Source organism: Paraburkholderia sp. J11-2 (assembly GCF_905220185.1).
Classification (GTDB): Bacteria; Pseudomonadota; Gammaproteobacteria; order Burkholderiales; family Burkholderiaceae; genus Paraburkholderia.
Window position 1 is genome coordinate 254,003 of sequence record NZ_CAJMYY010000006.1, and the last position, 14,042, is coordinate 268,044.

At 63.0% G+C, this 14,042-nt stretch carries 12 protein-coding genes; 10 read left to right on the forward strand and 2 right to left on the reverse strand.

The window, feature by feature from the left end:
* The first annotated feature begins 576 nt into the window (after positions 1–576).
* The 5 genes from U5A57_RS11150 to cyoD all read left to right on the forward strand — a co-directional run bounded on the left by U5A57_RS11150 (position 577) and on the right by cyoD (position 6,323).
* Complete coding sequence (locus U5A57_RS11150) at positions 577–2,121, forward strand: NADH-quinone oxidoreductase subunit M (RefSeq protein ID WP_321910775.1); 1,545 nt, start codon at positions 577–579, stop codon at positions 2,119–2,121.
* Between the two features lie 338 nt (positions 2,122–2,459).
* Positions 2,460–3,347 (forward strand): ubiquinol oxidase subunit II, encoded by an 888-nt coding sequence (gene cyoA / locus U5A57_RS11155; protein WP_321910777.1) that lies wholly within the window; start codon positions 2,460–2,462, stop codon positions 3,345–3,347.
* Between the two features lie 7 nt (positions 3,348–3,354).
* Positions 3,355–5,382: a cytochrome o ubiquinol oxidase subunit I gene (gene cyoB, locus U5A57_RS11160; RefSeq protein ID WP_321910779.1), complete on the forward strand. Its 2,028-nt coding sequence runs from the start codon at positions 3,355–3,357 to the stop codon at positions 5,380–5,382.
* The gene (gene cyoC, locus U5A57_RS11165; protein ID WP_158759629.1) at positions 5,382–5,993 is read left to right on the forward strand and encodes a cytochrome o ubiquinol oxidase subunit III; all 612 of its coding nucleotides are present in this window, start codon (positions 5,382–5,384) and stop codon (positions 5,991–5,993) included. The genes cyoB and cyoC overlap by 1 nt, the downstream gene beginning before the upstream one ends.
* A complete protein-coding gene (gene cyoD / locus U5A57_RS11170; protein WP_158759630.1) occupies positions 5,994–6,323 on the forward strand; it encodes a cytochrome o ubiquinol oxidase subunit IV in 330 nt (109 codons plus the stop codon).
* Positions 6,324–6,436: 113 nt separating this feature from the next.
* On the opposite strand, the gene U5A57_RS11175 is transcribed toward cyoD, so the two are convergent.
* Positions 6,437–7,087, reverse strand: coding sequence for an SGNH/GDSL hydrolase family protein (locus tag U5A57_RS11175; RefSeq protein WP_321910782.1), 651 nt, complete (start codon positions 7,085–7,087; stop codon positions 6,437–6,439).
* A 118-nt stretch (positions 7,088–7,205) separates the two neighbouring features.
* Between U5A57_RS11175 and U5A57_RS11180 the strand changes: the two genes are divergently transcribed.
* The 4 genes from U5A57_RS11180 to U5A57_RS11195 all read left to right on the forward strand — a co-directional run bounded on the left by U5A57_RS11180 (position 7,206) and on the right by U5A57_RS11195 (position 10,268).
* The gene (locus U5A57_RS11180) at positions 7,206–7,808 is read left to right on the forward strand and encodes a TetR/AcrR family transcriptional regulator (protein ID WP_321910784.1); all 603 of its coding nucleotides are present in this window, start codon (positions 7,206–7,208) and stop codon (positions 7,806–7,808) included.
* A gap of 154 nt (positions 7,809–7,962) precedes the next feature.
* On the forward strand, positions 7,963–8,646 hold the full coding sequence (locus tag U5A57_RS11185) for a type 1 glutamine amidotransferase domain-containing protein (RefSeq protein ID WP_321910785.1): 684 nt from the start codon (positions 7,963–7,965) through the stop codon (positions 8,644–8,646).
* Between the two features lie 182 nt (positions 8,647–8,828).
* Positions 8,829–9,926, forward strand: a complete 1,098-nt coding sequence (locus U5A57_RS11190; protein WP_321910787.1) for an NADH:flavin oxidoreductase/NADH oxidase — start codon at positions 8,829–8,831, stop codon at positions 9,924–9,926.
* Between the two features lie 42 nt (positions 9,927–9,968).
* Positions 9,969–10,268, forward strand: a complete 300-nt coding sequence (locus tag U5A57_RS11195; RefSeq protein WP_321910789.1) for a putative quinol monooxygenase — start codon at positions 9,969–9,971, stop codon at positions 10,266–10,268.
* Positions 10,269–10,356: 88 nt separating this feature from the next.
* On the opposite strand, the gene adhP is transcribed toward U5A57_RS11195, so the two are convergent.
* Positions 10,357–11,385, reverse strand: coding sequence for an alcohol dehydrogenase AdhP (gene adhP, locus U5A57_RS11200; RefSeq protein ID WP_321910791.1), 1,029 nt, complete (start codon positions 11,383–11,385; stop codon positions 10,357–10,359).
* Between the two features lie 228 nt (positions 11,386–11,613).
* Between adhP and U5A57_RS11205 the strand changes: the two genes are divergently transcribed.
* Complete coding sequence (locus tag U5A57_RS11205; RefSeq protein ID WP_321910792.1) at positions 11,614–13,968, forward strand: tetratricopeptide repeat protein; 2,355 nt, start codon at positions 11,614–11,616, stop codon at positions 13,966–13,968.
* Positions 13,969–14,042 lie beyond the last annotated feature (74 nt).

The window sequence follows — 14,042 nt, forward strand, 5'->3', positions numbered from 1 at the left end:
ATGACAGGGACACAAGCCGCTAAAGTGCCGGCCATGCGTGTTCCAGTGTTCTGGCGCAACGTGAGAGTTGGCCCCGGCCCCATGAAGGCCGGGGCTTTTTTTTGCACCGCGCAAGGGCACGCGGGGCGGACCTGGCACGCGTCCTGGAGGCCGAAGGGGGCCACACCCCGATGCATAAGTCATTGAACCGAAAGAAACAAGTAAGGTATTATTCGGGCCGCGCAGCGCGACAGCCTGCCGCGCGTCATCGCGCCCCGGCGGTCGAAAGCGCTGTTTTCGCGATCAAAAATGGGCTGTAACGGCCTGTTTGTTGTTTTTTCTCTTAGTACGTTTCTGAATAAAAACAATGACTTGCGTCAATCATCGATCCGGCCCGTGTTGTTGCGCTGCAAAACTTCCGTATTCCGTTTACCCTCGTTAACCCTTGAACGTGTGTTGCATTTCGCCTCGTCGCTGACAAATACATTACAGCCAGCCTGGTTCGATTTTCACCCCGCGTCAATCTTTCAAGTTGCTTGCGCACCTGAACGTGCGCCGTGGAAGCTATTTGCTCCGCATTTTTGAGGTCCTGTTGAAATGCAATCCGTTCCATTCCTGAGTCTGGCGATCTGGATTCCCATCCTGTTCGGCGTGGCCGTGCTGCGCGTCGGGTCGGATCGTCATCCGCAGCGCGCCCGCTGGCTGGCGCTCGTTGGCGCCGTCGTCGGCCTGCTGCTGACCCTCCCGCTCATTACCGGCTTCGACAACCACGCGGCCGGCATGCAGTTCGTCGAATTCCGCGAATGGCTGCCTGAGTTCGGCGTTGCATGGCGTCTCGGGATCGATGGTATTTCGATGTGGCTCGTGGTGCTCACCGCGTTCACGACGCTCGTGATCGTGATCGCCTCGTGGGAATCGATCACGGTGCGCGTCGCCCAGTACTTCGGCGCGTTCCTGATTCTCTCGGGCCTGATGGTCGGCACCTTCGCGGCGACCGACGGCATGCTGTTCTTCGTGTTCTTCGAAGCGACGCTGATTCCGCTGTATCTGCTGATCGGCTCGTGGGGCAATGCACGCCGCACCTACGCCGCGGTCAAGTTCTTCTTCTTCTCGTTCGGCGGCTCGCTGATGATGCTGGTGTCGATGCTGTACCTGTACAGCCAGTCGCACACCTTCGACATGTCGGTGTGGCACAACCTCACGCTCGGCTTCATCCCGCAGATCCTGGTATTCATCGGCTTCTTTGCGGCGTTCGCGGTGAAGGTCCCGATGTGGCCGTTCCACACCTGGCTACCCGACGTCCACCTCGAAGCGCCGACCGGCGCGACGGTGATGCTGGCCATGCTGAAGCTGGGCGGCTACGGTTTCCTGCGCTTCACGCTGCCGATCACGCCTGACGCCGCGCACTTCTTCGCGCCGGCCATCATCACGCTCTCGCTCGTGGCCGTGGTCTACTCGAGCCTGCTCGCGCTCGCGCAGACCGACATGACCAAGCTGCTCGCGTACTCGACGGTCGCCCACATGGGTCTCGTCACGCTGGGCCTGTTCCTCTTCAACCAGATCGGCACCGAAGGCGCGATCGTGCAGATGATCTCGTACGGCTTCGTGTCGGGCGCGATGCTGCTCTCGATCGGCGTGCTGTTCGACCGCACCAAGACGCGCACGATCTCGGCTTACGGCGGCGTCGTCAACGTGATGCCGCGCTACGCCGCCTTCATGATGCTGTTCTGCATGGCCAACCTCGGCCTGCCGGGCACGTCGGGCTTCGTGGGCGAGTTCATGGTCATCATGGGCGCGATCCGCGTGAACTTCTGGGTCGGCGCGATCGCCGCGACGACCGTCATTCTGAGCGCTGCGTACACCCTGTGGATGTACAAGCGCGTGATCTTTGGCGCTGTGGCGAACAAGGGCGTTGCGAAGCTGGCCGACATCGGCCGCCGCGAAACGCTGATCTTCGCTTCGCTCGCAGCGTTCGTGCTCGCGATCGGCCTCTACCCGAAGCCGATGACCGACGCGATCGAGCTCTCGGCGGCGAACCTCGTCACCCAGGCCGGTCGCAGCAAGCAACCTGTCGACGAAGCAGCGCCTGCCGACGCAGTGCGCGCGGGCACGGACGTTCGTGCTCAGCACTCGCCGACGTGATCGCTAAAGATTGACGGCGCAACCAACGCGCCGCACCGCCTTTCGGGCGGCGCGGCGCGTTTGTGCGTCCAGATGGTTTCGAATTTCGGTTCGAAAAATAGCCGCGGCGGACTGCTGTCAAGGGCGGAGAAGGGCGCGATGTGCGTGTGTTTCCGAGGCGCGACAAACCTCGCGAACACATGCGACAAAGTGTCTCAATCTTCTTTTGACAAAGGTCATTTTCCACATTCATTGATTGCGAAATATCAAAGCGGCTGTATGATGCGGGCGCGCTTCCTTTGTCGGATGTCAGGGGACGCGTCCGGAACTATTCAATGAATGAAATTCAGGCAAACGTGATGAAAAGAACGACCTTTCAAAGGTTACTGCTTCCCGTAAGCGCCGGATTGGCCTTGTGTCTTTCCGGATGCAACATGGAGCTCCTCGACCCCAAGGGCAGTGTGGGCGTGGCGGAAAAGCAGCTGATCGCAACCTCCACATGGGCCATGCTGATTGTTGTGATCCCTGTGATCGTCCTGACGCTCTGGTTCGCGTACCGCTATCGCGCGTCGAACCGTAGCGCCACCTATGCGCCGAAGTGGTCGCACTCGACGGCGATCGAAGTCGTCGTCTGGACCATCCCGACGCTGATCATTCTGTTCCTCGGCGTGCTCACGTGGAACACCACGCACGAGCTCGACCCGTACAAGCCGCTCGAATCCAACGTCAAGCCGATCAACGTCGAAGTTGTGGCGCTCGACTGGAAGTGGCTGTTCATCTATCCGGATCTCGGCATCGCGACGGTGAACCAGCTGGCCGTGCCCGTTGGCACGCCGGTGAACTTCAGCATCACGTCGGACTCGGTGATGAACTCGTTCTTCATCCCGCAGCTTGGCACCCAGGTTTATGCGATGGCTGGCATGCAGACGCGTCTGCACCTGATCGCCGACCACGCTGGCGACTACGCCGGCCTCTCGGCGAACTTCAGCGGCGCGGGCTTCTCGGACATGAAGTTCCGCACGCTCGCCACGAGCCAGCAAGACTTCGACGCGTGGGTCCAGAAGGTGAAGGCGTCGCAGACGCAGCTTTCGATGGATCAATACGCGACGGTCGCAAAGCCGAGCGAAAAGGCTCCGGTTGAGTACTTCTCGACGGTCGACCCGAAGCTCTTCAACAACATCATCGCGAAGTACAACAACGGCCACGTCACGAATTTCAGTGACCCGTCGTGCGTGACCAAGGGGTAAACCAGGCATGTTCGGAAAACTTACACTGGACGCCATTCCGTATCACGAGCCGATTATCGTCGGCACGATGATCGGCATGGCAGTCATCGGCGCATTGGTGCTCGGTGCCATCACTTACCTCGGTAAGTGGAAGTATCTGTGGACTGAGTGGCTGACGAGCGTCGACCACAAGCGTCTGGGCGTGATGTACATCGTCCTCGCCTTCGTCATGCTGCTGCGCGGCTTCGCCGACGCCATCATGATGCGTACCCAGCTTGCGCTCGCGTACAACGCGCCGGGCTTTCTGCCGCCGCACCACTACGACCAGATCTTCACGGCGCACGGCGTGATCATGATTTTCTTCATGGCCATGGCCTTCATGGTCGGCCTGATGAACATCATCGTGCCGCTGCAGATCGGCGCACGCGACGTCGCGTTCCCGTTCCTGAACTCGCTGTCGTTCTGGATGACCGCAGTCGGCGCCATCCTGCTGATGATCTCGCTCGTCGTGGGTGAATTCGCGATGACCGGCTGGCTCGCGTATCCGCCGCTTTCGGAGCTTGCGTACAGTCCCGGGGTAGGGGTGGATTACTACCTGTGGGCGCTGCAGATCTCCGGCGTCGGCACGCTGCTGACCGGCGTGAACTTCTTCGTCACCATCATCAAGATGCGTGCCCCCGGCATGACGATGATGAAGATGCCGGTGTTCACGTGGACGGCGCTGTGCACGAACGTGCTGATCATGGCCGCGTTCCCGATCCTGACCGTGACGCTCGCGCTGCTCGGCCTCGACCGCTACATCGGCACGCACTTCTTCACGAATGACGGCGGCGGTAACGCCATGCTGTATCTGAACCTGATCTGGGCCTGGGGTCACCCCGAGGTGTACATCCTGATCCTGCCGGCGTTCGGTATTTTCTCGGAAGTCGTCGCGACCTACGCGAAGAAGCCGCTGTTCGGCTACAAGACCATGGTCTACGCGACCTGCTCGATCATGGTGCTCTCGTTCCTCGTGTGGCTGCACCACTTCTTCACGATGGGTTCGGGTGCGAACGTCAACGCGTTCTTCGGCATCATGACGATGATCATCGCGATCCCGACGGGCGTGAAGATCTTCAACTGGCTGTTCACGATCTACCGCGGCCGCCTCGAGTTCACCTCGCCGGTGCTCTGGACGATCGGCTTCATGGTCACCTTCACCATCGGCGGCATGACCGGCGTGATGATGGCGATCCCGGGCGCGGACTTCGTGCTGCACAACTCGCTGTTCCTGATTGCTCACTTCCACAACGTGATCATCGGCGGCGTGCTGTTCGGCTACCTCGCCGGTTTCAACTACTGGTTCCCGAAGGCGTTCGGCTTCAAGCTCAACGAAAAGCTCGGCAAGCGCGCGTTCTGGTTCTGGCTCTCGGGCTTCTATGTCGCCTTCACGCCGCTGTACGTGCTCGGCTTCATGGGCGCAACGCGCCGTCTGAACCACTACGACAATCCGGCATGGCATCCGTGGATGGTCATCGCATGGGTTGGCGCCGTGCTCGTGGCAATCGGTATCGCGCATCAACTGCTGCAGCTGTACGTGTCGATCCGCGACCGCAACCTGCCGGAAAACCGCGACCTGACGGGCGATCCGTGGGGTGGCCGTACGCTGGAGTGGGCGATGTCGTCGCCGCCGCCGTCGTACAACTTCGCGATCATCCCGCATGTGTCGGAACTCGATGAGTTCCAGCACCTGAAGGAAACCGGCCGCGAAACCGTGGACGTCGCGAACACGAAGTACACCGACATTCACATGCCCTCGAACACGAGCGCAGGTCTGTTTATCGGTTTCTTCAGCCTGGTGCTCGGCTTTGCTGGCATCTGGCACATCTGGTGGCTCATGATCGTTGGCTTCGTCGGCATTCTCGGCACGGCCATCGCCTACAGCTTCCAGAAGAACGAAGGCTATTACATCCCGGCCGCCAAGGTCCGGGCAGACGAAGAAGCGCGTAGCCGCGCACTGGTCAAGGCGTTCGCTGAACGCGGTGGCAAGGTTGAAGAAGCACTGGAGGCCAACTGATGTTGACGAAAACTAGTGCGGCCGCACTCGCGGAGCACGATCACCACGATCACCCGCCGTCACACTCGGTGTTCGGCTTCTGGCTGTACCTGATGACGGACTGTATTCTGTTCGGCTCGCTGTTCGCAGTGTTCGCCGTGATGCAGAACCAGTTTGCAGGCGGCCCGACGGGCAAGGACCTGTTCGACATTCAGGGCGTCGCGATGGAAACGGCAGTGCTGCTGCTGTCGTCCATTACGTACGGCTTCGCGATGATCGGCGCGCACAAGCAGCGCAAGGGTCAAGTGCTGGTCTGGCTGGCGATCACTTTCCTGCTGGGCGCAACGTTCCTGTACTTCGAACTGCATGAATTCGCGAACATGATCGCCGAGGGCAACGGCCCGAGCCGCAGCGCGTTCCTCTCGTCGTTCTTCACGCTGGTTGCCACCCACGGTATCCACGTGACGATGGGCATGATCTGGATGATCGTCCTGATGGTTCAGGCCGTGAAGGCCCCGACCCTGGGCGAGCGTGAAATCCGCCGCCTGACGTGCCTGAGCCTCTTCTGGCACTTTCTGGACATCGTCTGGATCTGCGTGTTCTCCTTTGTTTATCTTGCGAGCGTGATCTAAATGAGTGCTCATTCCATCCATGAAGAAGAAAGCCACGGCAGCGTAGGCAGCTACCTGGCCGGTTTCGTCCTGGCGGTGGTGCTCACGGCCGCTTCGTTCTGGCTCGTGCTGCACGGCGGCTTCCCGCGCGAAACCGCGCTGCTCGGCCTCGCCGTGCTGGCTGTGGTGCAGATCGTGGTCCACCTCGTGTTCTTCCTGCACATGAACACGTCGTCGGGCCAGCGCTGGAACGTGACGGCATTTGGCTTTACGGTGCTGACGGTCCTGATCGTGGTCGTCGGTACGCTGTGGGTCATGCACAACGTCAGCATGAACATGATGTCGCGTTAAGCGCGCATCGTTGCTGGACGTGCGCTTCGCTCGCTGCGAGTGAAGCGCAAACGAAAAACGCCGCCAGGCCTTCGGGCCGGCGGCGTTTTTCTTTTTGGCGGCTTGGTGCGCGGTTAGGCGTTAAAGCGCTGGCGTACGACTTCCGCGACGGCCTTGCCGAGGCGATGGTGCTGAGAGGCTTCGTAGTGAATGCCGTCTGTCGTGCTGACCGTGGCGAACTCGCCGGCATCGAGGAACGCCGAGCCGTACTTCACGGCCACGCGCTCGTAGAGCGGCGCAAGCAGGCGCGACCTGGCCGCGCCGCCCGTGAAGATATCGCCGAGGAAGCCGATCTCTTCGATCGGCACCGGCGACATGAGCAGTACGTGTGGCGTGGCGCCGCCCGGACCCGCGCGGCACGCCACCAGCGTTTCGAGCAGCACGTCCACCGAGTTCGCGATGTCGGTGGGCGTGACGGAAAAGCGCGCCTTGAGGTCGTTGGTGCCGAGCATCAGTGCGACCACGTCCACCGGCAACTGGCTTTCGAGGCATGGGCGCAGATAAGCGTGCCCGTTCTTGTGGCGGCCTTCGATGGGGTCGTCGTGAACCGTGGTGCGCGCGGGCAGGCCTTCCTCGATGATCGTCCAGCCCGGGCCCAGCGCTTCGCGCAGCACGCCGGGCCAGCGGTCGGCGGGGCCGAATCGCTCGGACACGCCGGGCACGGTCAGCGGCTTCGTGCCGTGCGTATTGGAGTCGCCGTAACAGAGCAGGGTGCGTGACGTCATGGATTGCCTCTCTCTGGGTTGATGTGACCGGTTGCGATGCGATGCCCGCTGTAATGCCATTACTCGTCATGGGAGATTACTAGACGACTGGTCTAATCGCTCTGTAACATCTCACCTCATGAATGCAGCGGCAGCCGTTGAAGTGCGGCAACACATCCTCGATACCGCCATGCCCATTCTGCTGGGCAAGGGGTTTTCCGCGGTCGGTCTCAATGAGATCCTCGCGGCCGCTGGCGTGCCCAAAGGGTCGTTCTATCACTATTTCGGCTCGAAGGAAGCGTTCGGCGAAGCGTTGCTCACGTCGTATTTCGCCGAATATGCGGAGCGTCTCGACGACATGCTCCTGCGCGCGCCGGGCACCGCGGCCGAAAAGCTGATGCGCTACTGGGACGACTGGCGCCTGATCCAGTGCGCCGACGATCCCGTAGGCAAGTGTCTCGCGGTCAAGTTGGGCGCGGAGGTGAGCGACCTTTCCGAGGCCATGCGCGAGGCGCTGCGTCTTGGCACCGATGCGACGATCTCGCGCATTGCCGCGTGTATCGAGGCAGGGCGCGCGGACGGCTCGCTCGCGGGGGTGAACAACGCCGCGACGATGGCAGTGACGCTCTACGAACTGTGGCTCGGCGCGACGCTGCTCGAAAAGATCCACCGCGACCGCAAGCCGCTCGATGCGGCCATGGCGACCACACGAATTCTGCTGAACCTGCCTCCGGGCGGTTAATCGAACGCAAAGCGACGGTAGTGCGCAGCGCGTGAACTGCGCGCGATTGTCGCGCATTGTGCGGAAGTGCTAGACGACCGGTCTAATAGATCATGAAGAGGCCGGTATCCAAAGGGTGCGCGAGCGCCCGAACCTCACCGATAAAGGAACGCCGATGAAGGTACTGATCGTTTTGACCTCGCATGAGGACCTCGGCAACACGGGCAAGAAAACGGGCTTCTGGCTCGAAGAATTCGCCGCGCCGTACTACGCGCTGCGCGACGCCGGCGCTGAACTCGTGCTCGCATCGCCCAAGGGCGGCCAGCCGCCGCTCGATCCGAAGAGCAGCGATCCTTCCGCGCAAACCGATGCGACGCGACGTTTCGCAACCGATACCGAGGCGCAAACGGCGCTTGCCAATACGAAACGTCTCGCCGATATCGACGCGAGCGCATTCGACGCCGTGTTCTACCCGGGCGGCCATGGCCCGCTTTGGGATCTGGCCGAAGATCCGGTTTCGATCGCGCTGATCGAAAAGACCATCGCCGCAGGCAAGCCTGTCGCCGCCGTCTGCCATGCGCCGGGCGTGCTGCGCCACGTGAAGGGTGCGGATGGCAAGCCGCTCGTGGCCGGCAAGTCGGTCACCGGTTTTTCGAATGACGAAGAAGCGGCGGTGCAACTGACCGATGTCGTGCCGTTCCTCGTCGAGGACATGTTGAAGGCCAGCGGCGGCCAGTATTCGAAGGCCCCCGACTGGCAGCCGCACGTCGCAACCGACGGCCTGCTGATCACGGGCCAGAACCCGGCTTCGTCCGAGCCGGTTGCCGAGGCTTTGCTCGCGGCGCTGCGCCGCGGTTGATGCCGCGCGAACGCGGTCGCATGTCTGCGAGCGCGTTCGCTTCCCTCTATTTCCTTTCGGCAACGCTGCGAGCCGTTCTCGCAGCGCGTGTCCGCCTGCGCGTTGCCGCAAGGAAATGCCCATTTTGCCAACCGGCGCAGGCGCCGCGCGATGCGCGACCTGCGCCAAGAAAGGAGCTGTAGATGTCCGCATTGTTTGAACCGTTCAAGCTCAAGGGCGTGACCCTGCGCAACCGCATCGCCGTGCCGCCGATGTGCCAGTACATGGCCGTCGACGGCATGATCAACGACTGGCACCACGTCCACTATGCGCAGATCGCGCGCGGCGGCGCGGGCCTCGTGATCGTCGAGGCGACGGCGGTTTCGCCTGAAGGCCGCATCACGCCGGCTTGCACGGGCCTGTGGAACGACGCGCAGATGGAGGCGTTCAAGCCGACCGTTGCCGCAATCAAGGCGGCGGGCGCCGTGCCCGGCATCCAGATTGCGCACGCGGGCCGCAAGGCGAGCGCGAACCGCCCGTGGGAAGGCGACGACCACATTGCCGAAGGCGACGCGCGCGGCTGGCAGACCATCGCGCCTTCCGAGGCTGCGTTTGGCGCGCATCTGCCGAAAGTGCCGAAGGCGATGACGCTCGACGACATCGCGCGCGTGCGCGAGGACTTCGTGGCCGCGGCGAAACGCGCGCTCGAAGCCGGCTTCGAATGGCTCGAACTGCACTTTGCGCACGGCTATCTCGGCCAGAGCTTTTTCTCGACGCACTCGAACCATCGCGACGACGCGTATGGCGGCAGCCTCGAAAACCGCAGCCGTTTCCTGCTGGAAACGCTGGCCGCCGTGCGCAAGGTCTGGCCGGAGCATCTGCCGCTGACGGCGCGCTTTGGCGTGATCGAGTACGACGGCCGCGACGAGGAAACGCTGGCCGAATCGATCGAACTGGCCAAGGGTTTCAAGCGCGAAGGTCTCGATATGCTGGGCGTGAGCGTCGGTTTCTCGACGCCCGCCGCGCAGATTCCGTGGGCGCCCGCGTTCCTCGCGCCGATCGCGCAGAAGGTGCGTCGCGCAACCGGTCTGCCGGTGTCGTCCGCGTGGGGTATCGGCACGCCGGAACTCGCCGAGCGCTCGGTAGCGAAGGAACAGCTCGACGTCGTGATGGTCGGCCGCGCGCATCTCGCCAACCCGCACTGGCCGTACTACGCTGCGCAGGAACTGGGCGTCGAGCGCGCCGCGTGGACCTTGCCCGCGCCGTACGCACACTGGCTCGAGCGCTACAAGGTCGGCTGAAAATTACCTGACGGCAAATCCGTTGACGATGAGGGAGTTCCGATGACTATCTATCTGATCGCAAGCATCACACCCAAGCCCGAGCATGTCGCCGAAGTGGAAGCGTTCACGCGCGACATGGTCGCGCAGACGCGCAAGGAGCCAGGCAATCTGCGCTACGACCTGCTGCGCCGCGCGGACGGCGCGCCGGGCTTTTACCTCTACGAAGCCTATGTCGATGAAGCCGCGGTGCAGGCGCATCGCGACAGCGCCCACTATGCGGCGTACCGCGCGAAGATCGGTGCGTTGGTGGCGCAGCCGCCGGAGGTGAAGACGTTGACGGGCGTGGACGTGGCGGACTGACGCCGCATTCGTCTTCGTGACCGGCTGGCGCCGGACAGCGCGACGTAGCGCTGTCCGGCGCTTTTTTCATTGGGCCGCCGTGCGCGGCCTAGCCTGCCATATCGAGCACGACGCGGCCTTCGATCGCGCCGCGTTCCATGCGCGCGAACACGTCGTTGATGTTCTCCAGCTTGTCGGTGGAGACGGTCGCCTTGACCTTGCCTTCCTGCGCAAACATCAGCGACTCTTCGAGGTCGAGACGCGTGCCGACGATCGAACCGCGCACCGTCACGCCGCTCAACACCATGTCGAAGATCGGCAGCGGGAAGTCGCCGGGCGGCAGCCCGTTCAGCGACACCGTGCCGCCCCGGCGCACCATGCCGAGCGCCTGCGAAAACGCAATGGGCGAGACCGCGGTGACGAGCACGCCGTGCGCGCCGCCAATTTCCTTCTTTAGATACGCAGCCGGATCGGTGGTTTTCGCGTTGACCGTTACGGTCGCGCCAAGACGTTTCGCCAGTTCGAGTTTCGTATCGTCGACGTCGACGGCGGCGACGTTGAGGCCCATTGCGCGTGCGTATTGCACGGCCATGTGACCGAGGCCGCCCACGCCGGAAATGACGACCCAGTTACCCGGGCGCGTGTCCGTCACCTTCAGGCCCTTGTAGACCGTGACGCCGGCGCAAAGCACGGGCGCAATTTCGATGAAATCGATATCTTTCGGCAGCAGCCCCACGTAATTCGCGTCGGCTTTCGCGTATTGAGCGAAGCCGCCGTTGACCGAATAGCCGGTGTTTTGCTGCTGCTCGCACAGCGTTTCCCAACCGCCGAGGCAATGTTCGCAATGGCCGCATGCCGAATAGAGCCACGGAATGCCCACGCGATCGCCTTCCTTCACGTGCGTGACGCCCGCGCCTACGCCCACGACATAACCCACGCCCTCGTGACCGGGAATGAACGGCGGCTGCGGCTTCACGGGCCAGTCGCCGTGTGCGGCGTGCAGGTCCGTGTGGCACACGCCGCACGCTTCGATTTTCACGAGCAGTTCGCCGGGTCCCGGGGTGGGAACGGCCACTTCCTCCAGCACGAGGGGTTTGCCAAATGCGCGGACTACTGCGGCTTGCATCGTCTTGCTCATCGTCGGGCTCCTGTCGAAGCGAAATGGCGGCGCGCGGCCGGATGCGTTGCGCATCGCGGTGTCGCCGCACGCCCGCCTGCCTTTCAAGTTTGAAGGAAAGGGTTTTCGCGTGCGATGAACGTGCTCAATGGTTGGTAATAAAAATGAGCAGAAGTTTTCGAAAGAAACTGCCGTTAATATTGGGTAAGGTTTGGTAACGCCCTCTGTTGCACGAATTCAGTGAGCCCGATGCACAACGAGTCCCTCTACGAGCGCGCCAGCGAGAGCCATTTCGCAGGCGACCTGCCGCGTGCGCGTCAGTTGTACGTGCAACTGCTTGCCGTCGATGCAACGCACGCGAGTGCGATGTTTCGCCTCGGCGTGATCGGCTTGCAGGAAGGTGCGCCGGCCGCTGCGATTGGTTGGCTGCAGCGTGCGCTCGACGCAAACCCCGGCGAGCGGCGCTACCGCGAAGCGTTGGGGCAGGCCTATGCCATGGCCGCGCGTCATGCCGAAGCGGCGCAGACCTATCGCGGCCTGTTGACGGAAGACGCTTCGTCCGCCGATCTCTGGTGCGGGCTCGGCTCGGCGTTGCAGGCGCTGGGTGCGCACGCGGAGGCGGTGAAGGCATGGCGAGGGGCGCTTGAGCGAGAAGTGAACCGGGCCGACATCTGGAACAACTTCGGTAATTGCCTGCGTTTGCTGGGCGACTCCGGCGAGGCTCAGGCGGCGTATCGTCGCGCGCTCGACTTGCAACCGGGCGATGTCAATGCATTGACGAACCTCGGCACGCTGCTGCAGGAAGAGGGACGGGACGACCAGGCGCTCGAACGTTTGCGGGCGGCGCTTGCTGTCGCACCGGACAGCGCAGTCGCGATGATCAACCTCGGTGTGCTCCTGACACGCCTCGGGCGTCTGGACGAAGCCGTGCCCTTGCTCGAACGTGCGGTGGCCATCGAACCGCAAATCGCGCATGCGGCCTACAACTATGGCGTCGCGCTTCAGGCATGTGGCCGTTTGCGCGAGGCCGAAGCGCAGTATCGCCGCGCGCTCGCGCTCGACCCCGCGCACGCGGAAGCGGCCAATAACCTCGGAAATGTTTGCCGCGATCTCGGCGAACATCGGGCCGCCCAGGCGGCGTACGAAACGGCCATGCGCGCGCGGCCCGATTTCGTCGACGCGTTCAATAACGCGGCCAACCTGATGCGCACGCTCGGCGGCCTCGACGAAGCGCAAGCGCTATTGCGCCAGGCCCTCGACCTCGATCCATCGCGCTCGGCCACGCTCAACAATCTCGGCAACGTGCTCAAGGACAGCGGGGGGCTGGACGAAGGCATCGAATGTTTTCGCCGGGCTGTGGCGAGCGAGCCCGGCAACCTCATCGCGCACAGCAACCTGCTCTATGCGTTGTCGTTTCAGGCTACAGATCCGCAGGTGATTCTCGATGAGGCGAGACGCTGGTCTGCGCATCACGAAGCGCCGCTCAGCGCGGAACGCATGCACGCGCGGGTCGAACCCGCGGCGGGAAGGCGCTTGCGCATTGGCTACGTATCAGGCGATTTTCGTGAGCATTGCCAGGCATTGTTCATGACGCCGCTCTTGACACATCACGACGCTGAGCGCTTCGAGATTCACGCGTATTCGAGCGTGGTGCGGCCCGATGCGACGACGGCACGTCTCGCCGCACACGTCGAAAAGTGGCACGACGTACGCACGTTGAGCGATACGGCGCTGGCGGAACAGATCCGCGCGGACGGCGTCGATATCCTCGTCGATCTGACGATGCACATGTCCGATGGCCGGCCTCTGCTGTTCGCACGCAAGCCGGCGCCGGTGCAGGTCGCCTGGCTCGCGTATCCCGGCACGACCGGGATCGGCGCGATGGACTGGCGGCTCACCGATCCGTGGCTCGATCCGCCCGCGCACGACAGCCACTACAGCGAAAAGTCGTGGCGCTTGCCGCATACGTTCTGGTGTTATGACGCGCTGGCTTCGGAGCCCGAAGTGAATGCGCTGCCTGCATCGAGTACGGGACACGTCACGTTCGGCAGCCTGAACAACCCTTGCAAGCTCACCGATTCGACGCTGAATGTGTGGTCTCGTGTATTCGCCCGCTTGCCAGATGCGCGCCTCGTGCTCATGGCCGCCGAGGGTGAAGCGCGGCGCCGCCTCGTGCAACGGCTCGCTCAGGCAGGCATCGACGCGGCGCGCGTGCGCTTCCTGCCGTTCAGGCCGCGCGCGGATTACCTGCGCAGCTATCACGAGATCGATATCGGCCTCGACACGTTGCCGTACAACGGCCATACCACGTCGCTCGACGCGCTGTGGATGGGCGTGCCCGTCGTCACGCGCGTCGGGCCGACGGTGGCGGGGCGCGCGGGCTTGAGCCAGCTGGCGAACCTTGACCTGACCGAACTGGCCGCCGATTCCGACGACGCGTTCGTGGAGACGGCGGTGAGTCTCGCGAACGACCTGCCGCGCCTTGCGAATCTGCGCTCGACGCTGCGCGAGCGCATGGCGGCCTCGCCGCTGATGGACGGCGAGCGTTTCGCGCGCGGCGTCGAAGCGGCGTACGAAGGCATGTGGCGCGCCGCGGCAAAGTAGGGCGATCTGGCCCGTAGATACGGGGCCTCTGGCGTCCTGTCCTCGGCCAGATGGCCATCCAGCGTCCTGTATAA